At 55.8% G+C, this 25125-nt stretch carries 15 protein-coding genes and 7 pseudogenes; 20 read left to right on the top strand and 2 right to left on the bottom strand.

What is annotated here, in order from left to right:
* Positions 1–10 precede the first annotated feature (10 nt).
* The 7 genes and pseudogenes from thiL to HLB35_RS00875 all read left to right on the top strand — a co-directional run bounded on the left by thiL (position 11) and on the right by HLB35_RS00875 (position 7745).
* Positions 11–975 (top strand): annotated as a pseudogene (thiL, locus tag HLB35_RS00855) (thiamine-phosphate kinase).
* Positions 972–1444 (top strand): annotated as a pseudogene (locus HLB35_RS00860) (phosphatidylglycerophosphatase A family protein). The pseudogenes thiL and HLB35_RS00860 overlap by 4 nt, the downstream one beginning before the upstream one ends.
* A 40-nt stretch (positions 1445–1484) precedes the next feature.
* Positions 1485–1898 (top strand): YdgA family protein, encoded by a 414-nt coding sequence (locus HLB35_RS16795; protein WP_235936921.1) that lies wholly within the window; start codon positions 1485–1487, stop codon positions 1896–1898.
* Complete coding sequence (locus HLB35_RS00865) at positions 1874–2731, top strand: DUF945 family protein (RefSeq protein ID WP_235936922.1); 858 nt, start codon at positions 1874–1876, stop codon at positions 2729–2731. Before HLB35_RS16795 ends, HLB35_RS00865 begins: the two co-directional genes overlap by 25 nt.
* Positions 2732–2883: 152 nt before the next feature.
* Positions 2884–5411: pseudogene (gene lon / locus HLB35_RS00870) on the top strand (endopeptidase La).
* A 217-nt stretch (positions 5412–5628) separates the two neighbouring features.
* Complete coding sequence (locus HLB35_RS16800) at positions 5629–6138, top strand: PAS domain-containing protein (protein ID WP_235936923.1); 510 nt, start codon at positions 5629–5631, stop codon at positions 6136–6138.
* Between the two features lie 5 nt (positions 6139–6143).
* Positions 6144–7745, top strand: a complete 1602-nt coding sequence (locus HLB35_RS00875; protein WP_422822414.1) for a methyl-accepting chemotaxis protein — start codon at positions 6144–6146, stop codon at positions 7743–7745.
* 200 nt (positions 7746–7945) lie between these two features.
* On the opposite strand, the gene nudE is transcribed toward HLB35_RS00875, so the two are convergent.
* Positions 7946–8599, bottom strand: coding sequence for an ADP compounds hydrolase NudE (gene nudE / locus HLB35_RS00880; protein ID WP_171701163.1), 654 nt, complete (start codon positions 8597–8599; stop codon positions 7946–7948).
* An 85-nt stretch (positions 8600–8684) separates the two neighbouring features.
* Here nudE and yrfG point away from each other — a divergent pair, with 85 nt between their 5' ends.
* From yrfG to HLB35_RS00935, 11 genes and pseudogenes are all read left to right on the top strand, one after another.
* Positions 8685–9362, top strand: a complete 678-nt coding sequence (yrfG, locus tag HLB35_RS00885) for a GMP/IMP nucleotidase (protein ID WP_171701164.1) — start codon at positions 8685–8687, stop codon at positions 9360–9362.
* Positions 9363–9372: 10 nt separating this feature from the next.
* Entirely contained in the window at positions 9373–9762 is a 390-nt protein-coding gene (locus HLB35_RS00890) for a S4 domain-containing protein (RefSeq protein WP_171701165.1), read from the top strand.
* A 59-nt stretch (positions 9763–9821) separates the two neighbouring features.
* A pseudogene (gene hslO / locus HLB35_RS00895) lies at positions 9822–10696 on the top strand (Hsp33 family molecular chaperone HslO).
* A gap of 311 nt (positions 10697–11007) precedes the next feature.
* A pseudogene (locus HLB35_RS00900) lies at positions 11008–12563 on the top strand (phosphoenolpyruvate carboxykinase).
* A 142-nt stretch (positions 12564–12705) separates the two neighbouring features.
* A pseudogene (gene msrB, locus HLB35_RS00905) lies at positions 12706–13202 on the top strand (peptide-methionine (R)-S-oxide reductase MsrB).
* 66 nt (positions 13203–13268) lie between these two features.
* Positions 13269–15617, top strand: coding sequence for a Tex family protein (locus HLB35_RS00910; RefSeq protein WP_171701166.1), 2349 nt, complete (start codon positions 13269–13271; stop codon positions 15615–15617).
* Positions 15618–15788: 171 nt separating this feature from the next.
* Positions 15789–16946 carry an RNA-guided endonuclease TnpB family protein gene (locus HLB35_RS00915; RefSeq protein ID WP_171701563.1) on the top strand — a complete coding sequence of 386 codons (1158 nt, stop codon included), beginning with the start codon at positions 15789–15791 and terminating at the stop codon, positions 16944–16946.
* Positions 16947–17201: 255 nt separating this feature from the next.
* Positions 17202–18857: a glutamate--cysteine ligase gene (gene gshA / locus HLB35_RS00920; protein ID WP_422822399.1), complete on the top strand. Its 1656-nt coding sequence runs from the start codon at positions 17202–17204 to the stop codon at positions 18855–18857.
* Positions 18857–19363: a disulfide bond formation protein B gene (locus HLB35_RS00925; RefSeq protein ID WP_171701167.1), complete on the top strand. Its 507-nt coding sequence runs from the start codon at positions 18857–18859 to the stop codon at positions 19361–19363. Before gshA ends, HLB35_RS00925 begins: the two co-directional genes overlap by 1 nt.
* 129 nt (positions 19364–19492) lie before the next feature.
* Entirely contained in the window at positions 19493–19981 is a 489-nt protein-coding gene (gene rsd / locus HLB35_RS00930; protein WP_171701168.1) for a sigma D regulator, read from the top strand.
* A 273-nt stretch (positions 19982–20254) separates the two neighbouring features.
* A complete protein-coding gene (locus HLB35_RS00935) occupies positions 20255–21229 on the top strand; it encodes a malate dehydrogenase (RefSeq protein ID WP_216601344.1) in 975 nt (324 codons plus the stop codon).
* A 102-nt stretch (positions 21230–21331) separates the two neighbouring features.
* Here the strand turns inward: HLB35_RS00935 and HLB35_RS00940 are convergent, their stop codons facing one another.
* On the bottom strand, positions 21332–21988 hold the full coding sequence (locus HLB35_RS00940; RefSeq protein ID WP_171701170.1) for a histidinol-phosphatase: 657 nt from the start codon (positions 21986–21988) through the stop codon (positions 21332–21334).
* 145 nt (positions 21989–22133) lie between these two features.
* Here HLB35_RS00940 and HLB35_RS00945 point away from each other — a divergent pair.
* Positions 22134–22613 (top strand): annotated as a pseudogene (locus tag HLB35_RS00945) (RNA pyrophosphohydrolase); the annotation flags it as partial.
* Positions 22614–22748: 135 nt separating this feature from the next.
* A complete protein-coding gene (gene ptsP / locus HLB35_RS00950) occupies positions 22749–25016 on the top strand; it encodes a phosphoenolpyruvate--protein phosphotransferase (protein ID WP_171701172.1) in 2268 nt (755 codons plus the stop codon).
* The last annotated feature ends 109 nt before the right edge of the window (positions 25017–25125 follow it).

A 25125-nucleotide genomic window follows, 5' to 3' on the forward strand; every position in this document is an offset into this window, starting at 1 on the left:
AGGGGGCAAGGTGTTAGCCGAATTTGATCTGATCCAAGAATTCTTTACGACCGCTGGGGGCGAAGGCGTTGTCCTTGGCGTGGGTGACGATGCCACCCTGTTAACCCCCACGCCTGGCCAGCAGTTGGTGGTCAGCGTGGATACCTCTGTGGTGGATGTGCATTTCCCCGCCGATGCGCCGGCCCATACAGTGGGCCACCGGGCGCTGGCTGTGGCGCTTTCTGATCTGGCGGCGATGGGCGCGCAGTCACGCTGGTGTCTGATGGCACTGGCGCTTGATCAGCGCACCTGGAGTAATACCACTAGTGGTAGAGCCTGGATGCAAGCCTACTCAGACGGCTTTCTGGCACTGTGTAGACAGCATGACACCTGGCTGGTGGGTGGCGATATCACCGCCGGTCAACTGGCGATCAGTGTGACCGTGATGGGCGAAGTGGCCAGTGGGCAGGCGCTGACGCGTCACGGTGCTCGCCCGGGGATATCATTGCCGTGACCGGCGCCCTGGGGGGCGGGGCAGGAGGGCTTGCGCTCTGGCAGCAGGGCGAACGTGACCTTGAACATCCTCTATTGAAGCGTTACCTGCTGCCCACGCCACGTCTGGCGGCAGGTCAGGCGCTGACGGGGCTGGCTTCCGCTGCCCTGGATATCTCTGACGGTCTGCTGGCGGATCTTGGACATTTGCGCCGAGCGTCAGGCGTGGGTGCCGAGCTTGATGCGGATGCTATCCCCTTGGCCGAAGGCCTGCCGGAAGCACTGGGGCTTTCAGGCGCACGGCAGGCGGCAATAAGCGGTGGTGATGATTATGAGTTGCTGGTCAGCATCCCGCAAAACCATTGGCTTGAAGCATGCTCGGCCTTAGCCAGCCTGGGCGTGCCCTTGACGGCGATTGGCCAATGTATCGACACGCCAGGGGTCAGCGGTGTAATGTCTGAAAGCCAGGATGGCTGGCAACACTTTGTGGGAGAAACGCCATGAATAAAGCGCCCGCGAGCGTTTGGCGGCGCCCCACGCATTTTTTGCCTTTGGTTTGGGCAGTGGTGCCGTGCCTTTTGCGCCGGGTACCTTTGGTACCTTGGCCGCTATTCCCTTTTACTGGCTGATGGCAGATCTGCCTTTTGGCTGGTATATGGGAATTATCGTCGTCACCTTTATTGTCGGTGTATGGCTATGTGACAAGACTTCTCGGGACCTGGGGGTTCATGATCATTCTGGGATTGTCTGGGATGAGTTTGTCGGCTATTGGATCACCATGGCAGCGGTACCGTTTTCCTGGGAGTCTGCGCTATGGGGGTTTGTGGTATTTCGCGTTTTTGATGTGTTCAAACCCTGGCCGATCCGCTGGGCTGACCGTCGTGTGGCGGGCGGCTTTGGCATCATGATTGATGATGTGATGGCCGGTTTGTATGCCTGGAGTACCATGCATCTATGGTTCTGGCTGCATTGATTCGTTTTGCCGTCTTGGCGGTGTTCCCAGGAGTGGCATCATGCGCAAGGAACGACTTGTTGTCCCGATAATTGCATCCCTGGCTGCTTTATGGATGGCAGCCCAGTTGCTTTCCAGCATCCTGTTTGAACATAGCCTGCGCCAGGCGCTGAACGGCCTGAATGCCCGCGGAGAATGGCGGATGCAGCGGGTGGAAAGCCACCCAGGCTGGCTTAATTCCCACGGGCGAATTTTGATTTCGCCGCTACTGGGGCGGCCCTGGCGCCTTGAAGTCTCTTATCAGGCTCGCCATGGGTTATTGAGCACCGACGTTGAAGGCGCCTTGCTGCCCAAGCTGGATACCCAATTGCAGCGGGCAGTGGGGGATGTATCCGTGCGTTCTTACCCACGTTGGCAGGGACGCTACCACACCCTGGGGGGCGTACCGAATTGCGCCTTGCACTGGCGCCGCTGATTGTTGAACAAAATGGTCGTCAGTTGAATGTGCGCGGCGCCAGAATGCGCATTGAAGGCGTCTATGGCGATTGGCGTCTGAACGCCAGCCTGGATCAGCTCACCTTTAGCGACCGCGATGCCAGCTTGCAGATTGGCCCTGTCGAACTTAATAGCCGCTACACCTACATTGAAGATGCCTACCACTTCAATCAGCGCGACCATCTGCATATCAGCACCTTGAACCTGGCTCACCCGGACCTTGACCTTAAAGTTGAACCCATTGAGGTGCATAGTGAAATGCACCTGGATGAACGCGAGTTAAGCGTCACAGGCGAGCTTGTCATTGGTGATACCCTGCTGACTGAGGAAGCGCCGGATACCCCCATTCTAAAAGGCAGAATTGCCGCCGAGCTGTCACGCATCAATGCCGATTCAGTGCGTCAGATATTTGCCAAGCTGCGCCAGGAAGCCGCCTGGGGCGATACTTCTATGCCTGTAGCCGATGGTTTGCTAACGCGCCTGGAGCCACTGCTGCTGAACGCGCTTCAGGATTCTCCTCGGCTGGATATCACTACCATCAACCTTGAAAGCCCGCTGCTCGAGATCAATGCCAGCGCGGAAGGTGCGCTGTTTTTTGATGCCCGCGACCTTGAAGAGCTAAGCATTGTTCATGCGGATAACGAGGCCATGCAGGCACGTTGGCGCTCCCGCCTGGATGGTGACATCACTTGGAATGATGCCCCATCGGTCGCCGCCCTGTGGCTAGGCCTGCCGATAGGTACGCGTTCATTGACGTTTGATCTTATCGCTGGAAGCTGGCGCGTCAACGGCCGTCCACTGCCTGAGTTCTAGGTTGACGAGCGTTCTGAAACGACCAACGCTCGGGCTGTGTCGTCCGTCGCCAGCTATTTTGTTAACTCTCCTTGAAGTTTGCTATTGCTGCCCGCATTTTTTAAGCAACATCAGACGGTAATTATGCCGTCAACTTATTGAATGGAGGGCGCATGAGCGACCAGGACTTCAATCATACTCACGATACTGACGAAAATGAGCATCACGCCAGTGATCGCGACGACAATACTGGCCAAGATAATGAAGGTCAGGCAAGCGATGCCCCTGAATGGCTGGCAGAAGAAGAAACATCAGCCTATGAAGCGTCGTCTTCACAGGATTACCGCTCAGACGGTGAAAAAGTCAATTCACTGATCTCGGCAAGCGACGCCTTGCCTGAACGTATCTATCTGCTGCCTATTCATAATCGGCCGTTTTTCCCCGCCCAGGTTCAGCCGCTGGTCATCAACCGCGAGCGCTGGGAAGAAACCATGCGCCGGGTCGGCAATACTCCTCATCATACGATTGGTGTGGCCTTTGTTGGTGAAGCAGGTCTGGAGTCGCTCAGTGAGGACGACTTTCCTGAGGTAGGAACTGCCGTCAAGGTTCATAAGCTGAAAAGAGAAGATGAGCAGGTACAGTTCATTGCCCAGGGTTTGCAGCGTTTCAAAATCCAGCGCTGGCTATCCAGGAAACCACCGTATCTGGTCGAGGTCAGCTACCCCAAAGAACCCGTTGATGCGGAAAACGAAGAAACCCGCGCTTACGCCATGGCGATTATCAACGGTATCAAGGAGTTGTTACCGATCAACCCCTCTATGGCGAGGAGCTGAAGCATTACCTGAACCGCTTCAGCCCCAACCAGCCAGGGCCGTTGACGGACTTTGCCGCTGCGATTACCTCTGCCAAGGGGCCGGAGTTGCAGGATGTACTGGCCACCTTGCCAGTCAGCGAACGGATGCAGAAGGTATTGCCGCTACTGCGCAAGGAAATCGACGTTGCCCAACTGCAAAGCGAGATCAGTGAGCAGGTCAACGCCCAGATGCAGGAGCGCCAGCGAGAGTTTTTCCTGCGAGAGCAGCTCAAAGTGATTCAGCGCGAGCTGGGTATTTCCAAGGATGACCGTGAAAACGATGTGGATACCTTCCGTGCGCGTCTGGAAAATCTGACGGTGCCTGAGCGTGTTCAAGAGCGCATTGATGAAGAGTTGAATAAGTTGAGCGTGCTGGAAACCGGCTCGCCGGAATACGGCACCACGCGTAACTACCTGGACTGGCTGACTTGCCTGCCCTGGGGCGTGACCAGTGATGATAAACTGGATCTGGCCCATGCACGTACGGTGCTTGACCGTGACCATGACGGCCTCAAGGACGTCAAGGAACGTATTATCGAGTTTCTTGCCGAGGGTACCTTCAAGGGCGATGTCGGCGGTTCCATGGTATTGCTGGTTGGCCCACCAGGGGTAGGTAAAACCTCGGTTGGCCGCTCAATCGCGGAAGCTTTAGGGCGCAAGTTTTACCGCTTTTCAGTGGGCGGCATGCGCGATGAGGCTGAAATCAAGGGGCATCGGCGGACCTATATTGGGGCCATGCCGGGTAAGCTGGTGCAGGCCTTTAAGGAAGTTGAGGTTGAAAATCCGGTAATCATGCTCGATGAGATCGACAAGCTGGGCCAGTCCTATCAGGGTGACCCGGCGTCGGCCCTGCTGGAAGTGCTCGACCCTGAACAGAATGTGGACTTCCTGGATCACTATCTGGATGTCCGTATGGATCTCTCCAAGGTATTGTTTGTGTGTACCGCCAATACTCTGGACTCGATTCCCGGGCCTTTGCTTGACCGTATGGAGCAAATTCGCCTGTCAGGCTATATCGCTGAAGAAAAAGTCGCGATTGCCAAACACCACCTGTGGCCCAAACTGCTCAAGCGTGACAACCTGACCAAAAAACGTATCAATCTCACCGATGCGGCGCTCAGGCAGGTGATTGAAGGTTATGCCCGGGAAGCCGGTGTGCGCCAGCTGGAAAAACAACTGCACCGGATTGTGCGTAAGGCAGCGGTCAAGCTGCTGGAAAACGATCAGCAAAGCGTTAAGGTGTCGATCAATAATCTGGAAGAGTTTCTTGGTGCGCCAATTTTCCGCAAGGAAAAAGTGCTCAAAGGCGAAGGCGTGGTGACCGGCCTGGCCTGGACCTCGATGGGCGGCGCGACCCTGCCGATTGAAGCGACCAAGGTGCATACTCTGGATCGAGGCTTCAAGCTGACCGGGAAGCTGGGTGATGTCATGCAGGAGTCGGCCAATATCGCGTACAGCTATACGCTGGGCCACCTGCAAGACCACGGCGCTGACGCGGATTTCTTCGATTCGGCCTTTGTGCATCTTCATGTGCCTGAAGGCGCTACCCCCAAGGATGGCCCGTCTGCCGGGGTGACGATGACCACCGCCTTGCTGTCTCTGGCCAGGCATCAATCGATTAATCGCCCCTTGGCGATGACCGGCGAATTGACGCTCACTGGGCAGGTGTTACCGGTCGGGGGTATTCGTGAAAAAGTGATTGCCGCCCGGCGTAGCGATATCTTCGAGGTGATTTTGCCCGAAGCCAACCGGCGCGATTATGCCGAGCTGCCGGATTACATTACCGATGGCGTCACTGTGCACTTTGCTGAGCGCTATCAGGATGTTGCCGATATCGTCTTTGCCTGATGCCGTACAGGTAACACGGCAATGATACGACTGAACGCCACCTTGACCGGGTGGCGTTTGTCGTTCTGATAGCGTGGTGCTGGAACGTTAACAGCATTAAACGAAAGTAGTTGTCTCTTAACGTTAATCTGCTTAGGGTTGTTCACTGTTTTTAATAATTTGGTCGACGACGTTGTTGATGCCTTGGCCGAACTGACAGTGATAACACGAGACAACTATGCGAAATAACCCGACTGTGACAAATCAGGAATACCGTCTTGAAGAAGATGACGTGCTCATTTCACGTTCTGATCTCAATGGCGTGATAACTTTCGCTAACCCTGCTTTGATCGCTGTCAGCGGTTATTCACATGCAGAACTGATTGGCGCGCCCCATAGCCTGATGCGCCACCCGGACATGCCTTCTGGCTTGTTTGAAGATATGTGGAAAACCCTGAAGGCAGGGCATACCTGGCAAGGCATCCTCAAAAACCGCTGCAAAAACGGCAGCTTTTATTGGGTTCAGGCGACGGTGGCTCCCCTGCGTGATGCTGACCGAGTGGTTGGATATACCTCGGTGCGTCGGCGGGCCAGTGAGAAAGATATCCGGCGTGCCGAGCGTGTGTATGCCGCCATGCTGCATAAGGGCAAGGTGCGCGGTATCAAGGTGAAAAAGGGGTTATCCAGCGCACTGGCCTGGCGGGATGGCTGGGGCGTTTCAGCTTCACCAGTATGCAGGCCAAGCTGATGGGCATGGTGTTGACGTCGGTTATTTTACTGGCCATTGCCGGTGGTCTAGGAGTTTACGGCTTGGTGGTGTCGGGCGAGCGGCTGGCTCGGCTGAATCAGTCAGGGCTTGAGGATGTTGCCAGTCTGCAGTCAATTGAACGTCTGGTGAATCAGGCGGTGAATAACCTCGAACCTGCGGTACGTAATCCGCGCAGTGCCGATATTTCTGCCTTGATGGCTCATTGGGAGGCCAACAAGGATCGTATCGTCTCTTACTGGCAGAGCTATAGTAACTCAGAGCAAGTTTCTTTACCCGGCGTTGAGCAGTTTCAGCAGCAGTTAGACCAGCTGCGCACCCGTATTGATAATACCTATACGGCACTTGAAAACCGCGAAGGCTTTGCGGCCTTTGAGCATTTCAATGACGGCGTTGTGCCTTTACTCAGCGATATTCAGGCCTCGGCGGATACTCTGGTGGCCAACGAGCGTGAACTGGCAGGCAACCTGATGGCGGCGGCTGAAAGAGGGCAGCAGCAGATGCTGATCGCACAGGCAGGCGTGCTGGTCGTCGGGATTGGTCTTATGGTGTTGCTGAGTGTGTTGATTCTCAAGTCGCTGGTACGCTCACTGAATGACGCACGACGGGTTGCCTTTCAGATTGCTGCGGGTAACCTTGCCGCGCGAATTACCCAGGTACGTCAGGATGAACTGGGCGATCTGCTCAGTTCCATCCGCACCATGCGGGTATCGTTATCAGGTATCGTCAGTGAGATAGAGCAGCGTGTCCGTGTGGTCACACCCGCCGCGCAGCGGATCGCCAAGGAAAACGAAGATCTGGCATCGCGCACCGAGCAGCAGGCATCCTCATTGCAGGAAACCGCTTCGAGCATGGATGAAATCACCGCGACCGTGCAGCAGAACACCGATAACGCCCGCCAGGCCAGCAAGCTGGCCGTTGAAAATGCCAATGCCACGCGGGATACCGGCGAACAGATGCAGAAGCTGGTTCAGCGCATGGAACGTATCGCCGACCGTTCTGCAAAAATGAATGAAATTATCGGTGTGATTGACGGCATTGCCTTTCAGACCAATATCCTGGCCCTGAATGCCTCGGTAGAAGCAGCGCGGGCCGGTGAAGCAGGGCGCGGCTTTGCGGTCGTGGCCGGTGAAGTGCGCCAGCTGGCCGGCCGCAGCGCTGACGCAGCCAGTGAAATTCGCCAATTGATTGATGCCTCGAATAGCGAGATCAAGGGCGGCAGCGAAGCGGTACAGGAAGCGGAATCATCGATTGAAAAAGTCGTTGCCCAGGTGATGAAGGTGAGCGACCTGATGGAAGAGATCACTCAGGCCTCTGAAGAGCAAAGCAGCGGCATTGCCCAGATCAACACTGCCGTTGCCGAAATGGATCACGTCACCCAGCAAAATGCCAGCCGTGTCCAGTCGATTGCCGAATCGGCCAGTCAGCTGACCCAACAGGCCCATGAGCTGGCCAACGTGGTAGCGGCGTTCCGCGTTGAAGGCAGTGAAGAAGAAAGCGTCGAAGCTGCTTTAAAGCGTCAGGAGCAGCTGACGCAGGGTAAGGCGCCTCTGGCGCTAACCGCGCAAACAGACAAGGCGCGTCCATAATCGAGTACTCCTCAGCTGTCAGCCAACGACCATGCAGACTGGGAAACTTTCTAGAGGGCGCTCCTGCATCTGGCATAATAGCACGTGATTACCGGGCGCTGGCATTAATGGTTACTGCCAGCGCCGTTGAATATCGTGGGTATAGTATTCAGGCTAAGGTTTTCAGATGCCTGACCTGGAAAGCATCGCTGCGGCGTCTTTCACAACAGGGGTGTGTCTTGGTGCTGATCGTTGGCACGTAATTTGTCTCGTGCAATATATAAGGCAGCAATGGCACGCGCTTCGTGAAAATCCTCGCGCAATAGCAGGGCAGGCAGCTCTTCCAGGGCATGGGTTTCCACTATCAAGGGTTCCGGCTCGTCGCCGGGCAGGCGTTTGGGGTAAAGGTCAGTGGCCAGCAGCACCTGCATCCGGTGGCCCATATAGTTGGGGGCAAGTGAAAGTTCAGATAATGGCTCGATACAATGGGCACCAAAGCCGCATTCTTCCATCAGCTCGCGGTTGGCAGCAGTGACAATATCTTCTCCCGGGTCGACCAGGCCCTTGGGCAGCGAGAGAATATACTCCTCGAACCCAGCAGCATATTCACGAATCATCAGCACATGCTGTGGGTCCGGCATGGCCACTATCATGACAGCCCCTCGGCCACTGCCGGTCAGCCGCTCAAACGTGCGCTCTTCACCGTTAGAAAAGCGCAGATCAAGCGATTCCACCTCGAAAAGCCGGCTACGAGTCACCTTCTGGCAGGCAAGAACCTGAGGCTTCTGCAGGTATTGAGAGCCGTTTTGGGCATCGGCTGGCGACTGTTCTGACGGTGACTGTTCTGACGATGAAGAGGAATCAAAGGATGACATCTGGGGCCTCCGTGGCTGGTTCTGGGATATTTGCGGTACAATAACATTGTTTTGAATTCACGTTTTGATCCAGGCAGGAGTTGAGATGATCGACTGGCAGACAATAGATACCGTGCTTCTGGACATGGACGGCACCCTGCTTGACCTGCATTTTGATAGCCACTTCTGGCTTGAGCATTTGCCGCGCCGCTATGTTGAACTGCACCAGCTTGATGAAGCCTCGCAAGCGAGATTGACGAAAGAGCAGCTGATTGCACGTATTACCGATATGCAGGGTACCTTGAGCTGGTACAGCCTGGATTACTGGAGCCAGGAGCTGGGGGTAGATATCATCGCTCTCAAGCGTGAGGTTCAGCATCTGATTGGCTTGCGCGGTGATGCACTGGATTTTCTTCAGTGGCTTAAAACCCAGCATCCCCGGGTGATATTGGCCACCAATGCAGACCGTGCAAGCCTGGCGCTCAAACTGCCGCTAACAGGGTTGGAAAGCTATCTGGATGCGATCGTTTCTTCCCAGGATGTAGGCGCCGCCAAGGAAGAGCAGGCTTTCTGGTTCGCCCTGCAGGAAATCGAACCCTTCGACCCAGCCCGCACCCTGTTTATTGACGATAACCCCAAGGTACTGGAAAGCGCCCGTGAATTCGGTATTTGCTACCTGCTGGGTATCCGCGAGCCTGACAGTCAGCGTCCAGAAAAAGTGCTCAAGGAATTCGTCGCCCTGGATCGTTTTGCTGACTTGATGCAGTCTTCACCAACTGTCTAGGAGGTTTGCCGTGAGTGATGGCGTTCGACTCGATAAATGGCTGTGGGCGGCGCGTTTCTTCAAGACTCGCGCCCTGGCCAAGAAAGCCATAGAAGGTGGCAAGGTTCAATACGATGGCGCGCGGGTAAAGACCAGCAAGAACGTCGAGCTGGGGGCGCTGATTCGCGTACCTCAGGGCTGGGATATCTACGAGGTGGAAGTTATCTCGCTATCTGACCAGCGCCGTGGAGCGCCGGAGGCCCGCAAGCTGTACGCCGAAACCGAAGACAGTATTCAGCGGCGTAGTAAAGAAGCCGAAGCCCGCCGCTTGACCAATGAAGTGATGCAGCATCCGCTTAAGCGCCCGGATAAAAAGCAACGGCGTGATATTCAGCGTTTCCAGCGTCAGCAGGGCGAATGACATCCTCATCATCACCCTGCTGATAGCTGGTCTTCCACTCTTATTTACCGGTTGCCTCTATGTCTGACCAAATCCAACGTTTCCTGTTTGACCAAACCAATGTGCGCGGTGAGATTGTCACTCTTGAGCAGGCGTACCATGAAGTGCTCGACCGCCACGCCTACCCGGATGCCGTCAATGCGCTGCTGGGTGAATTACTGGCTGCCGTTGCGTTGCTGACGGATACCGTCAAGCTGGATGGTACCCTGAGCATCGAAGTGCGCGGTCAGGGTAGTCTGTCACTGCTGATGGCTGAATCCAATCCTGGGGGTGAGCTACGGGCGATTGCCCGGGTAGCCGAAAACGCCGCCTTGCCTGATGGTGACACACCTTTCCGTGAGCTGGTGGGTGACGGCCAGATTGTTATCACTCTGGACCCTAAGGATGGCAACCGCTATCAGGGCATAGTGGCGCTGGATCATGAAGATCTGGCCGGGTGCCTGGAAGCCTATTTCAGCCAGTCTGAGCAGCTGCCTACACGACTTTGGCTGGCGGCAGATGGCCAGCGGGCGGGGGCTTGCTGCTGCAGCGTCTACCCAGTGAAGCGCAAAACCAGGACGTCGATGCCTGGGAGCGCAGTGTTCATCTGGCTGCCACCATCAAGCGCGAAGAAATGCTCGGTCTTGAGCAACGCGAGGTGCTCTATCGGCTCTATCACGAGGAGACTGTTCGTGTATTTGAACCCAAGGCGCTGCGCTTTGGTTGCACCTGCTCCCGCGAACGGATGGCTAACGCCTTGCTCACGCTGGGTGCCAATGAACTGCGCGATATCCTGGCTGAGCAGGGTGCCATAGACACGCAATGCCATTTCTGCCACACGGAATATCACTACACCGCCGCGGAAGTCGAAACTCTTTTAGAAGACCCGTCGGCACCGGCGCCGACCATTCATTAGAAATGTAGTCATCGATGAAGGCTATTGATGACTGAATGTCTGTTGATAAGCTACTGGATTATCTATTGACTTGACGATTCTAACGAACAGTTGTTTAAACGTGATATTGCGCTGCAACACAAAATATTGTGGTTGTGTTGTAGTTTAACTACAAAATATTTGCCTTAAGCCCCCATTTTCCGGGGGCTTTCTTTTTGTCATAATGCACGTGATTTTAGCTTACCCGACCTGGTCAAACCGGTCGGGAATGTTTTTGCAGGCGTCGGAGACGCCGGATAAACGGATAAATGGCCTAAGGCCCAGGAATCGACATGACCACGACTCAAGCTGCTCCTCAAGCCCACGTAAACCTAAACACCGCCGAATTGATCGAGCGCGCTGTGGCTCGTGGTGAGGGCCGTCTGTCGGCGAACGGTGCTCTGGTGGTGAGTACCGGCGAACGCACCGGCCGCTCACCCAAGGATCGTTTTATCGTCGATGAACCATCGACCCGCGACAGCATCGACTGGGGCAGCGTTAACCGTCCGTTTGACGCCGACAAGTTCTCTGCACTCTGGGCGCGGGTCGATGAATACCTGCAAAGCCATGATACCTTCGTTTCCGAACTGCACGTGGGCAGTGATCAGGAGCACTATCTGCCCGTACGGGTCACCGCCGAAACGGCCTGGCACAACCTGTTTGGCCGCACCATGTTCGTGCGCCCCGAGGTGTATAACCCGAGCGCCAAAGACGCCTGGCAGATTTTCAATGCAGCGCATTTTGTTTGTGAGCCAAGCCGCGATGGCACCAACTCCGATGGCTGCGTGATCATCAACTTTGCTGAGAAAAAGTCCTGATTGCCGGTATGCACTATGCCGGTGAAATGAAAAAGGCCATGTTCTCGGTTCAGAACTACCTGCTGCCGGATGCGGATGTGCTGCCCATGCACTGCTCGGCCAACGTCGGTGAGGACGGTGAAACCTGCCTGTTCTTCGGGCTCTCCGGTACCGGTAAGACCACATTGTCAGCAGACCCGGCGCGCTATCTGATCGGTGATGACGAGCACGGCTGGGGCGATGACACTGTGTTCAACATGGAAGGCGGTTGCTATGCCAAGTGCATCGACCTGTCCGAGAAAAATGAGCCGGTTATCTGGAACGCTATCAAGTTTGGCACCGTGCTGGAAAACGTGGTGCTGGATGACCGCCGCGAGCCGGATTACGCCGACGACAGCCTGACCCAGAATTCACGGGCGGCCTATCCGCTGGAGCACATTGAAAAGCGTGTACCGGAAAATCGTGCTGGTGAGCCGAATGCCATTGTCTTCCTGACCTGCGATATGTCAGGCGTGTTGCCGCCAGTTTCCGTGCTCTCCAAGGAAGCCGCTGCTTATCACTTCCTGTCGGGTTACACTGCCAAGGTGGGCTCTACTGAAATGGGCTCTTCCGAAGGGCTGGCAGCGACCTTCTCAACTTGCTTTGGTGCTCCCTTCTTCCCACGTCCGGCGCGCGAGTATGCTGATCTGCTGATCAAGCGCGTTGAAAAGAAGGATGCTCAGGTTTATCTGGTCAACACCGGTTGGACCGGCGGTGCCTACGGCGAAGGCGGTTCGCGCTTCTCGATCCCCACTACGCGCGCCATTATTACCGCTATTCAGTCCGGTGTTCTGCGTGATGTGGAAACCAAGCAGATTGATGGCCTCAACCTGCAGGTGCCTGTGGCGGTTCCCGGCGTTGATTCCAGCCTGCTTGATCCGCGTGACACCTGGCAGGATAAGGAAGCCTATAACCGTCATATGAAGGAATTGGCCACCAAGTTTGTTGATAACTTTAAGAAGTTTGAAGGCGTGAATGACGCTATTGTTCAGGCAGGTCCGCAGCTGACCTGAAGGATCGATCGGCTAACGTGTACAAAACTAGCATGTACAAAATAGTTAGCCTGTAGAACATTAGATAAACGATGTGGTCTCAATGGGGGAGTGCTAAGGCACTGCCCCATTTTTGTTTATTAACATCTGGAGTCTTGTCTTGATGAAACGTCGTCACTTTTTGGGTCTTGCCGGGCTGACAGGCCTGGCCGGGATGCTGCCAGGGGTTTCGTTTGGCTTTCCGCGCGTCAAGCTGGAGGCTGCCCCAGGGCTTGAACCCCTCGAACTTACTGAAGCTCAGTGGCGCGAACGACTTTCCGACAAAGCCTTTTACGTGCTGCGCGAACACGGTACCGAGGAGCCTTTTTCAAGCCCCTGGATGGAGAATGGCGCGAGGGTGAATACCGCTGTGCCGGATGCGATCTGGTGCTGTTTACCAGTGCCATGAAATATGACTCGGGTACAGGCTGGCCGAGTTATTTCGAGCATGTGGAAGGGCATATGCTTAGCCAGCTCGATTTCTCGTTGATCTGGCCCCGGGTGGAATATCATTGTGCCCGCTGCGGTGGCCATCAAGGGCATGTGTTTGATGATGGCCCTGAACCCACCGGTCTGCGCTGGTGCAATAACGGGGCTGCCTTGCGTTTTGTCCCGGCCTGAGGCGTTAAGGCGCTGATTGTGATACCTTGACGGCTTTATCAAAGCTGCATGAGATTGTTGCGATATATGGATGTCAATCAGCGTATTCTCACCCGCCTGGCGGATGAACTTGGTGTTCGCCCCCAGCAGGTGTCGGCCACAGTAGCCCTTCTTGATGAAGGTTCGACCGTTCCGTTTATCGCGCGTTATCGCAAGGAAGTGACCGGCGCGCTGGATGATATCCAGCTACGCCAGCTGGATGAGCGCCTGCGTTACCTGCGCGAACTGGAAGAGCGCCGTGCTGGCGTGGTGGCCGCCATTGAGGAACAAGGCAAGCTGACGCCCGAACTGGCCCGCCAGCTAGACGCCGCGGATACCAAGCAGCGTTTGGAAGACTTGTACCTGCCCTTTAAGAAAAGGCGCCGCACCAAGGCGCAGATTGCCCGTGAAGCCGGGCTGGAGCCGTTAGCGGATGCGCTGCTAGCCAATCCTTCATTAACCCCTGAACACGAAGCACAAGCCTATCTGCGCCCAGCAGACGGTGACATTGCCGCCATTGAAGATACCAAAGCCGCGCTGGATGGTGCCAAGCAGATTTTGATGGAGCGCTTTGCTGAAGACCCCGAGCTGATTGGCCAGCTGCGTGAACGGCTGTGGCAGGAAGGCGAACTGAGCGCCCGAGTGCTTGATGGCAAACAACAGGAAGGCGCCAAGTTCTCCGACTATTTCGAGCATGATGAAAAGCTCGCCAAGGTGCCATCGCACCGGGCATTAGCCATGTTCCGTGGCCGCAATGAAGGGGTGCTTGGCTTGGCGATTCGCCTGCCGGGTGAAGAGGAAGCGCCAGTTCATCCCGCACAGGTAGCGATTGCCCGCCAGGTGGGCGTACGTGATGAAGGGCGCCCGGCTGACAAATGGTTGAGTGAAGTGGTGCGCTGGACCTGGCGGGTCAAGCTTTATACCGCGCTTGAAACCGAGCTGCTTGGCCGCTTGCGTGAACAGGCCGAGTTGACCGCCATTGAGGTCTTTGCCGCCAATCTCAAGGATCTGTTGCTCGCCGCGCCCGCCGGGCAGAAAGTCACCCTGGCGATTGACCCCGGCCTGAGAACCGGCTGTAAGGTGGCGGTGGTGGATGCCACCGGACAGTTCGTCGATCAGGCAACGATTTATCCTCACGCCCCTCAGAAGCAGTGGGATCAGGCGTTGGCTGAACTTGCCCGCCTGGTCAACAAGCACAGCGTCTCACTGATCGCCGTAGGCAACGGTACCGCCAGCCGCGAGACCGATAAACTGGCCGCTGAGCTGGTCAAGCGGATGGCCCCTGAACAGCGCCTGAGCAAGGTCATGGTGTCTGAAGCCGGCGCATCTGTGTACTCCGCGTCAGAATACGCCTCCCGCGAGCTGCCGGATCTGGATGTCACCGTGCGGGGCGCCGTGTCCATCGCTCGCCGCCTGCAGGATCCGCTGGCCGAGTTGGTCAAGATCGAACCCAGATCGATTGGCGTGGGCCAGTACCAGCATGATGTTTCTCAGCTAAAGCTTTCAAGATCCCTTGAAGCCGTGATTGAAGACTGTGTCAATGCCGTAGGAGTTGACCTGAATACGGCCTCCAGCGCCTTGCTCTCGCGGGTTGCCGGCCTTTCAGCTACGCTGGCAGAAAATATCGTAGCCCAGCGCAATGCCAAAGGGGCTTTCAATAGCCGTAAAGAGCTGTTGGAGGTCAGCCGTCTGGGGCCCAAGACATTCGAGCAGTGCGCAGGTTTCTTGCGTATCAGTAATGCCGAGAACCCCTTGGATGCCAGTGCTGTTCACCCTGAAACCTATCGCCTGGTAGAGCAGATCGCCAAGCATCAGGGCCGCGATGTGAAAGGCCTGATAGGTGACAGCGCCACGTTGAAAACGCTCAAGCCCGCCGATTTTGCCGATGAGCGCTTTGGGGTATTCACCGTGACCGATATCATCGCCGAGCTGGATAAACCTGGCCGTGACCCGCGCCCTGAGTTCAAGGCAGCCGAGTTTCGCGAGGGGGTTGAAACCCTGAAAGATCTAGAGCTAGGCATGGTACTGGAAGGCACGGTCACCAACGTGACACATTTCGGCGCCTTCGTGGATATTGGTGTTCATCAGGATGGTCTGGTGCATATTTCGGCGCTTTCCGAGCGTTTTATCGACGACCCGCGCAGTGTGGTCAAGGCGGGCGATATTGTTCATGTCAAAGTAATGAGTGTGGATATACCGCGCAAGCGGGTAGGGCTCTCCATGCGCCTGGACGACCAGCCTGAACAGGCTTCAAGCGAGGAGAACCAGCGCCCCACACAAACGCATAGCCGCACTGCTAATGAGCGTGGTCAGCGCAAGGCCGCCCAGGCAACTCCAGAGCCAGCGGCGGTCGGTGCCCTGGGGGCCGCGCTTTTAAAAGCGCGGCAGGATAAGTAATCCGTTCGAGGTAATGCGGTCAAAATGAATGTCGATAGCGTAATACTATTGTCCGCTTGCCTTGATCAAAATACACGTCAAACCTCGTACGTTTAGTGCGAGGAAAGAAAGCGCGAGGCGCGCAGCGCCTCTATGTTGACATGTTATTTATACTACGCTAGATTTTTGGTTATGACTATCGTACACCGAGCCTACAAATATCGGTTTTACCCAACGCATGAGCAAGCCGAGCAGCTTGCCCAGACGTTTGGCTGTGTGCGGTATGTCTACAACCATTTCCTGCGCCAGCGCACCGATGCTTGGTTCGAGCGTCAGGAACGCATGAACTATAATGCCACTGCCAAAGCGCTCACTGTTCTCAAGAAACAACCAGACACGGCGTTTCTGGCCGATGTATCCAACGTCTGCCTGCAGCAGTCGCTCCGGCATCTGGATCGCGCGTTCAGCAACTTCTTTAAAGGCCAGGCGCGATATCCCACCTTCAAGAAAAAGCAGCGCAAACAGTCCGCGACGTATATGGCGAACGGCTTTCGCTGGCGCGATGGCAAGCTGTGGCTCGCCAAGCACAAAGACCCGCTGGCTATCCGCTGGAGTCGGTATTTTTCCGGCACACCGAGCAGCATCACGGTGAGCTGTGACACCGCTGGCCGTTACCACGTCAGTTTTTTGGTAGAAGAAGCGGTGACGCCGCTCCCTGTGACACCTAAGATGGTCGGTATCGACCTGGGACTCACCCACCGCGTCATTACTAGTCACGGCGATAAAATCTCCAACCCACGTTTTTTGCGTCGCACTGAGCGCAAGCTGGCGCGGGCGCAACGAAGCCTGTCCCGTAAACAGAAAGGCTCGAATAACCGTGCCAAGGCGCGGCATCGGGTAGCTAGGGTACATGCCAAGCTGGCTGATCAGCGCCGCGACGCCACCCATAAACTCTCCACGCAGCTTATTCACGAGAACCAAGTCATTGCTGCCGAGAGTTTGCAGATCAAGAACCTGCTAAAAAACCGCAAATTGGCCAAAGCGATTAGCGACGTGGGCTGGCATAAACTGCTCCAGCAGCTGGCTTACAAGGCCGAGCGGCATGGTCGTCAATTCGTGCAGATAGACAAGTGGTACCCCAGTTCGAAGCGTTGTTTTCACTGTGGTCATATCACTGACAAGATGCCGCTCACTATCCGCACCTGGGACTGCCCGAGCTGCGGCACCCAAGGCATTGACCGCGATGTAAACGCCGCTCGCAACATTTTGCAATCGGGCAAAGCGATTCTGGCAGGGGCTGACAAGCTCCGTCAGCATGAAAAGACTACCGTAGGGCTTACGGGAGGTTAAGCCTGTGGAGCTTGTGTAAGACCTGCGGTGTCATCACCAAGGGCAACGGGCTGCGAAGCAGGAACCTGGAAGGCAACAACCAGGGAATCTCCTTCCTTTCCGCCGTAGGCGGCAGCTTCTTAAAAAGCTGAGGGAGGAGAGGAGGTCAATGTTTGACTAATGGCGCTATACCCTGCGCTTCTGCGTCGCTTGGTCGACATATAAAACGAGTTTATCCGTCAGTTGCTGGCGGACCAGACACAAGGAGTGTTCACTTTGTCTGAACCACTCACAGATACATCCTTTTCTGCGTCATCAACTTTGAATAGCAAGGTTGAACGTCTCATGCCGGTGGCAAAAGCTGGCCGCCTGGGTCGCCTGCGGCGTGGCATTGAAAAAGAAGGCTTGCGGGTAGACGCGACGGGCCGCGTTGCTCAGACGCCGCATCCCTATGCACTTGGCTCTAAGCTGACCCATCCGCATATCACGACAGATTATTCAGAAGCCTTGCTGGAGTTCATTACACCGGTGACATCGCAGCCCCGCGAAGCGCTGGCTTTTCTGAGTGACCTGCAGACATTCACCTATCATGCGCTGGATAATGAGTGGATCTGGCCGGGCAGCATGCCCGCCCGTCTGGAAGGCAATGACAGCATTCCGATTGCTGATTACGGCACATCCAACATCGGCACCATGAAGTCGGTCTATCGCAGAGGGCTGGATGTGCGCTACGGCCGCATCATGCAGGCTATTGCGGGCGTACACTACAATGTATCCCTGCCGGATAGCATGTGGCAGGCGTTGCAGACCCTTGAAGGTGAAGAGCATACGGCGTTTAACGATTATCGCTCGACGCGTTACTTTGCCTTGATTCGCAACTTCCGTCGTCACAGCTGGCTGCTGCTTTACCTGTTTGGTGCTTCTCCGGCCATTGATAAAAGCTTTTTACCGAGCGGAAAATTACCGCAAAAGCTGCATACGCTGGATGATGAAACCTACTATGCGCCTTACGCGACCACCTTGCGTATGTCGGATCTTGGTTACCAGAACAAGGTGCAGGAGCAGCTCAAGATCTGCTTCAACTCGCTGGGCAACTACGTGAATACCCTGCGCCACGCGATTTCTTCAAGCTGGCCCGACTACGAAAAGCTGGGTGTTAATGTTGACGGTTACTGGCAGCAATTGAATGCCAATATCCTGCAGATCGAAAACGAATACTACAGCGATATCCGCCCTAAACGGGTTACCAAACATAACGAAACGCCCAGTCAGGCGCTTGAGGCGCGGGGCGTTGAGTATATCGAGGTGCGCTGTCTGGATCTGAACCCCTTTGATCCTTTGGGCATTACCGAGCCTCAGATCCGTTTTGTGGATACCTTTTTGCTGTGGTGCCTGCTGAGCGAAAGCCCATGGATTAGCGATGAAGAATGTGATCGTCTGGACGATAATCGTCGCCTGGTGGTGGAGCGCGGGCGTGACCCGGCGTTGACCCTGACTCGCCAGGGAGAAGCCGTCAGTGTGGCCGAGTGGGGTGAGCAGATATGCGCGGAGATGATGACGGTTGCCAGCCTGTTGGATGCCATGGAAGAAGGGTCACCACATGCTGATGCGGTATCCGCCTGTGCGCCGGCCTTACAGCATCCGGATCTGACCCCGTCTGCCCAGCTGCTGGCGAAGCTGCATGATCAGAAGGTGTCACTAAGTGAGTTGATGCTGATGCTGGCAAAGCAGCAAGGAGATACCTTGCAACAGCAGCCGATGCTGCGTTCCCGCCAGGCTCTGCTGGATCAGTTGGTGGAAACCTCCCATCAGCAGCAGCACGATATCGAGGAAGCGAATCAGGTCAGCTTCAACGAGTTTCTGGACAGCTATTTTACCCAGGCGCGGGAATCCCGTCTGGCAGCCTTATCCACGGCTGGAGGATTCCCGTAATGCTGTTATCAACGCGCAGCGTGGCGCTGGCAGGGATTGCCTTCTGTGGCCTGATGATGGCCGTGGCATTGGCGCTGCAATATCTTGCCGGTTTGGCACCCTGCCCGCTGTGTGTGTTTCAGCGGGTGGGAGTAATAGCCACAGCCGCTGTGTTACTGGTGGCGGCGGTGCATAACCCGTCGGGCCGCTGGGGCAAGGCGTTTTATGGCGTCTTGAGCCTGGTGACCGTAGCCGGTGGTGCCTTTGTTGCGGGTCGCCATATCTGGCTGCAGTCTTTACCCGCCGATAAAGTGCCCAGCTGTGGTCCAGATCTCAGCTACATGATGGATATGCTGCCACTTCAGGACGTGGTCAACCGCGTGCTGTCAGGGTCGGGGGAGTGTGCGGAGATTGATTTCATGCTGCTGGGCCTTTCGCTGCCCGCCTGGACGTTGGTGGGGTTCTTGATATTGGCGCTGGCGCCACTCAGGTTGCTGTGGCTATCTTTTGCACCTTCGCGTGGTTGACAGTTACCGCCGGACAGGAGACGCTTGGCCAATATTAACTGTGTGTAACCGAGTCGCTTTCTGATGGGTTAACCCTGTTCTATCAGGTGTAATCCATCTATCCGGCCTGATAACAGGGAGATGGCCCCCATGCTCGAAGATTGCAAAAATGCCCAGGAGCGCTGGGGTGGTGTCCACGCTTTGATTGACCGCTGGCTACAGCAGCGTAAAGAGCTGTTGGTCAGTTTCATGACGTTGCAGCAAGCCTGCGACGCTGAGCTTGAAGGTGTGAACAAAACCCACGTCGATAGCTTTAGTGAACTGCTGATGGATTACATCAGCGCCGGTCATTTTGAGGTGTATCCTCAACTGGCTGATGAGGCCAAAGCTTTTGATGATGAAGCCGCACTGGCGCTGGCAGCCAAGCTGCTTGAACGCCTGGAAATGTCAACGGAAATGACCCTTGAGATCGATAATGACTATGCCACGCCGATTCGCTGTCAGCAGAACCTTACTCGTCTGCCAGCCTGGATTGATCGCTTGTCAAAAGGGCTTACCGAACGCTTCGCGCTGGAAGATCAGCTGATTGCAAAACTTCATGCCGCCCACAGTCCGGAACAGGCCAAGGCACCGGCCTGATACCGAGCATTGGCTGTTCACTTTCCATGTTAAGCACTGGCAGTGCGCTGAAAGGCGCCGGCCAGTGCTTTTACATGTCTTTGGACGAAATAGCGGCTCAGAAGCAACAGGAAAACTGCCTGGCGCTGCCCTAACTAGCCGCAGGTCTGATTGAGTTTTTATTGCACTGCGCATACCATCAGCTCGTCCTGAATTGTGTCGTTGGTGGCCATAAGCGCTATTAACGGCATTCTGCTCTTGGTCGTATCAAGGCCAATTAACCAAGGAGTCATGATGAAAGATCCCGTTCGTATTGCGATTACCGGCGGCGCCGGTCAGATCAGCTATTCACTTATTTTCCGCATTGCCGCTGGCGACATGCTGGGCAAAGATCAACCGGTGATTCTACAGCTGCTGGAAATTCCCCAGGCGCTGGATGCCCTGAATGGCGTCGTCATGGAAGTTAACGACTGTGCCTTCCCGCTGGTGCAGGATATCGTTGCCACGGATGACCCGAACGTTGCCTTTAAAGACGCTGACTTCGCCCTGCTGGTAGGTGCTCGTCCGCGTGGCCCGGGTATGGAGCGTAAGGATCTGCTGGAAGCCAACGCCGCGATCTTCTCGGTGCAGGGCAAGGCGTTGAACGACCACGCCAGCCGTGATGTGCGTGTTCTGGTGGTCGGCAACCCGGCCAACACCAACGCCCTGATTGCGTCCTGCAATGCGCCGGATCTGGATGCTGGCCAGTTTACTGCCATGACGCGTCTGGATCATAACCGTGCGCTGACCCAGCTGGCCCAGAAAACCGGCAAGCACGTGACGGATGTTGAAGGCATGATTATCTGGGGCAACCACAGTGCTACCCAGTACCCGGATCTGGCTCAGTGCACAGTTAACGGCAAGGCGGCATTTGATCTGGTTGAGCGCGATTGGTACGAGAACGATTTTATCCCGACCGTACAGCAGCGCGGCGCGGCTATCATCAAGGCACGTGGTGCTTCTTCTGCGGCCTCTGCAGCGTCTTCCGCCATCGACCATATGCGCGATTGGGCGCTGGGCTGTGACGGCATTGTCAGCATGGCGATCCCGTCAGACGGCAGCTACGGTATCGAAGAAGGAATCATCTACTCTTACCCGGTGCGTTGCCACGGCGGTAAGTACGAAATCGTTCAGGGCTTTGAGCTGGACGCCTTCAGCAAAGAGAAGATGGCCGCGACTGAAAAAGAGCTGCGCGAAGAGCGTGCAGCGGTCGAACATCTGCTTGGCTAAGCATGTTTTATGGAGCGCCTGAAAAAGCGCTCGATATACACAAAACCCCGCGAGCATGCTTGCGGGGTTTTTTATTGTGGCTCACCACTCACTCACCATCACTCAATCCCGCAGGCTCATGATTTTCCACTGGCGCTGTTCGGCGATCTGGCGCAGGGTGTCGTCGGGATCAACCGCGACTGGATGATCCACCTGCTCAAGGAGCGGCAGATCGTTATGTGAGTCGCTATAAAACCAGGCGCCATCGAGGGTCATATCTTGGTTCTCAAGCCATTGCTCAAGCCGGGTGACCTTGCCTTCACGAAAACTCGGAATGCCGCTCACCCTGCCTGTGTAGCGGCCATCAATGATCTCTGGCTCCACGGCGATCAGATGATCAATACCTAGCCGTTCGGCAATCGGGCCGGTAATGAACAGATTGGTGGCGGTAATGATCAGTAGCGTATCACCACGCGTGCGGTGGCGGGCAATAAGCTCTTCGGCCTTGGGCAGGATGTGCGGTTCAATCTTGCTGGCCATGAACTGTTGGTGCCAGGCGGCAAGCTGTTCGGGGCTGTGCTCGGCTAGTGGTGTTAAGGCCACTTCCAGAAAGGCATGGATATCCAGGGTGCCCGCATTATAGTCCGCCATAAAGCGTTCATTGGCGGCGTGGTAAGCCACCGCATCCACCGCGCCTTGCTCAAGCAGGAATTCGCCCCAGGCATGATCGCTGTCGGTGGATAGCAAGGTGTTGTCCAGATCGAAAATAGCCAGACTCACGGCGCTCCCCTTTAATGTTATGTTATGAGGCGATGAATTATCGCAGAGTCACCCTGGTTTAACCACTTAGCGTTATATTGTATTGATACGCTTGTCTTGCTTGTGGAAAAATGGGGGTAACTAAAAATTTATTAAGGTGACGTCCGTGATCGACGCAGACGGCTTTCGCCCCAACGTTGGCATCATTATTGCCAACGCCGAGGGGCAACTGCTTTGGGCGCGTCGTGTAGGGCAGAATGCGTGGCAATTCCCTCAGGGAGGCATCAAGGCAAGTGAAACGCCACATCAAGCACTCTTTCGTGAGTTGCATGAGGAGATTGGCCTGACCGCCAATGACGTTGATATTGTCGCCTGCACCCGAGGGTGGCTGCGCTATCGCCTACCACGTCGCATGATTCGAACCCATGCTCGGCCGGTGTGCATCGGCCAGAAACAGAAGTGGTTTTTACTGCAGATTCGCTGTCAGGAAAGCCAGATTTGCATGACGGCAACCCCCAAGCCTGAATTCGATGGCTGGCGCTGGGTCAGCTACTGGTATCCGCTTGGGCAGGTGGTGCCGTTCAAGCGGGAAGTCTATCGCCGAGCGCTACGTGAACTTTCACCACGCCTTCAGCGTATTGCCCTGGAGGGCAACTCATCGCGGATAGAGTCGTCAGGTGGCGGTTATTCAAGCGATGTTTCTGCAAGCGATGCTTCTTCAAGGTCCGGTGAACCCTAATTTTCCTCAGCGAGGCCAATAATAGTGAAAAGTAAAACGTCCATGCTCGAGGTGCTGCGTCGCGTCATCCAGGAAGTGAATAGCGCGCGTAATCTGGATGCGGCCCTGGCGACCATGGTGCGCCGGATCCGTAAGGCCATGCACACTGACGTGTGCTCGTTTTATCTTTATGATCAGGAGCTTGAGTCATTAATCCTGATGGAGACCATTGGCCTGCGCACCCAGGCAGTTGGCCGGGTAGTGCTGCCCTTGGGCGAAGGTCTGGTGGGTTTGGTGGCCAAGCGCAGTGAGCCACTTAATCTGGAGGATGCGCAATTGCATCCTCATTTCCGCTACTTTGAATCCACCGGAGAAGAGCGTTACTCAAGCTTTCTGGGTGTGCCTATCATTCATCAGCGCCAGATGCTCGGTGTACTGGTGGTGCAACAGGCAGAAAAACGCCGTTATGACGATGAGGATGAAGCCTTTCTGGTTACCATGGCGGCTCAGTTAGCGGGCGTCTTGGCCCATGCCCTGGCCACCGGTAACTTTACGCGCCCTTCGCTGGCCGGCAGTCAGGCAACGTTCAAGGGAGTGGCCGCATCACCGGGTATTGGTATGGGTGAGGCAGTTGTCATCTCTCCACCGGCGGATCTTAATAGCGTGCCGGATCTAGTGCCAAGTGACATGGATTTTGAGGTGGCGCGTCTCAAGGAAGCGGTCAGTAAGACCCGGAGTGAAATTCGCGCTGCAGCAGAACGACTGGTCAATCGTATTTCAGCCCAAGAACTGGCGCTGTTTGACGTTTATCAGCAGATGCTGGGAGAAGCAGCGCTGACCGAGGAGGTGGAAAAACGCATCCGCGAAGGTCAGTGGGCGCCAGGGGCGCTGGCCGATGTGGTGCGCCGTCATGTGCAATATCTGGAGCGCGTTGATGACGACTATCTGCGCGAACGTGCGGCGGATATTCGTGATCTGGGCCGTCGGGTGCTGGCGCACCTGCAGGAAGATACGCCTTCCACACCAGATACCTATCCGGAAAACGCCATTCTGGTAGGCGATGAAATCAGTGTGGCCATGTTGGGTGAAGTGCCGCGCGAGCGCTTGAAAGGGCTGGTATCCGTGCGTGGTTCAAGCACCTCCCATGTGGCGATTATCGCCCGAGCCATGGGCATCCCAACGGTATTGGGAATGGTTGATCTGCCGCTGCCGCGCCTTTCCGGGGCCCCAGTGGTGCTGGATGGCCATCGCGGGCGCCTCTTTGTCCGTCCCAGCCCCGAGCTGACCGCTCACTACACCACCCTGATTGAAGAAGAGGAGGCCCTGACAGCTCTGTTGGAGCACGAGCAGGACTTACCCAGCCAGACCCCAGATGGCTACAAGGTGCCGCTGATGGTGAACACCGGCCTGACCGTGGATGTGGTGGCTTTGCTGAAAAGCCGTATCAGTGGTGTGGGGCTGTACCGTACCGAAGTGCCTTTCATGATTACCGAGCGCTTCCCCGGCGAAAAAGAGCAGACGCGACTGTATCGGGATCAGCTGGAAAGTTTTTCGCCCTTGCCTGTGGTCATGCGTACCCTGGATATTGGTGGAGACAAGGACTTACCTTACTTCCCGATTGAAGAAGCCAACCCCTTTTTGGGTTGGCGGGGTATGCGGGTCACGCTTGATCACCCGGAAGTTCTGATGGTTCAGCTGCGCGCCATGCTCAAAGCATCCCAGGGGCTGGATAATTTGTATGTGCTGTTCCCGATGATTACCAATGTCGAAGAAGTTGATGAAGCCTTGCGCCTGATGGAGCGGGCGATCGAGGAACTGGGTGAGGAGGGTATCGCGGTTGAGCGGCCTAAAGTCGGCGTCATGATTGAAGTGCCGGCGACGATTTATCAAATGGATGCTCTGGCAAAGCGGGTTGATTTCTTTTCAGTGGGCAGCAATGACTTGACCCAGTACCTGTTGGCGGTCGACAGAAACAATCCACGGGTCGCTGACCTTTATGATGCACTGCATCCGGCGCTTTTGGGGGCACTGGTGGAGCTGGCCCAGGATGCTAAACGGCTGGATAAGCCAATTTCACTGTGCGGTGAGCTGGCGGGAGACCCAGCGGGGGCGCTTTTATTGATGGCTATGGGCTTTAACAGTCTATCCATGAATGCACCCAACCTGCCCAAGGTGCGCGCCGCCATACGCAGAGTCACCCTGGTGGATGCGAAACAACTCCTTGATGAGATCATGCAGCTGGATACGCCAGCACAGGTACATGCCCATCTGGATGCACGTATGGATGCCTGGGAGCTTGGCCACTTAATGCCGCCCAAGTCCTGTGCTTAAGTACTGTCTTTAAGTACTGTGTTTAAGTACTGTGCCTAAGTCATGCGCCTGAGGGCGCGAGTGTTCCTTGATCCATTTCAGGAAAGCTTATCTCAGGAAAACTCACTTT

The organism is Vreelandella azerica, assembly GCF_013112225.1.
GTDB lineage: Bacteria > Pseudomonadota > Gammaproteobacteria > Pseudomonadales > Halomonadaceae > Vreelandella > Vreelandella azerica.

Excerpts from the sequence above, each read along its gene's own strand:
- HLB35_RS16800 (WP_235936923.1), top strand. The coding sequence starts at position 5,629 with ATGCGAAATAACCCGACTGTGACAAATCAGGAATACCGTCTTGAAGAA.
- nudE (WP_171701163.1), bottom strand. The coding sequence starts at position 8,599 with ATGTCATCCTTTGATTCCTCTTCATCGTCAGAACAGTCACCGTCAGAA.
- HLB35_RS00935 (WP_216601344.1), top strand. The coding sequence starts at position 20,255 with ATGAAAGATCCCGTTCGTATTGCGATTACCGGCGGCGCCGGTCAGATC.
- HLB35_RS16795 (WP_235936921.1), top strand. The coding sequence starts at position 1,485 with ATGCGCAAGGAACGACTTGTTGTCCCGATAATTGCATCCCTGGCTGCT.
- ptsP (WP_171701172.1), top strand. The coding sequence starts at position 22,749 with ATGCTCGAGGTGCTGCGTCGCGTCATCCAGGAAGTGAATAGCGCGCGT.
- HLB35_RS00925 (WP_171701167.1), top strand. The coding sequence starts at position 18,857 with ATGCTGTTATCAACGCGCAGCGTGGCGCTGGCAGGGATTGCCTTCTGT.
- yrfG (WP_171701164.1), top strand. The coding sequence starts at position 8,685 with ATGATCGACTGGCAGACAATAGATACCGTGCTTCTGGACATGGACGGC.
- rsd (WP_171701168.1), top strand. The coding sequence starts at position 19,493 with ATGCTCGAAGATTGCAAAAATGCCCAGGAGCGCTGGGGTGGTGTCCAC.
- HLB35_RS00875 (WP_422822414.1), top strand. The coding sequence starts at position 6,144 with ATGGTGTTGACGTCGGTTATTTTACTGGCCATTGCCGGTGGTCTAGGA.
- HLB35_RS00910 (WP_171701166.1), top strand. The coding sequence starts at position 13,269 with ATGGATGTCAATCAGCGTATTCTCACCCGCCTGGCGGATGAACTTGGT.
- HLB35_RS00915 (WP_171701563.1), top strand. The coding sequence starts at position 15,789 with ATGACTATCGTACACCGAGCCTACAAATATCGGTTTTACCCAACGCAT.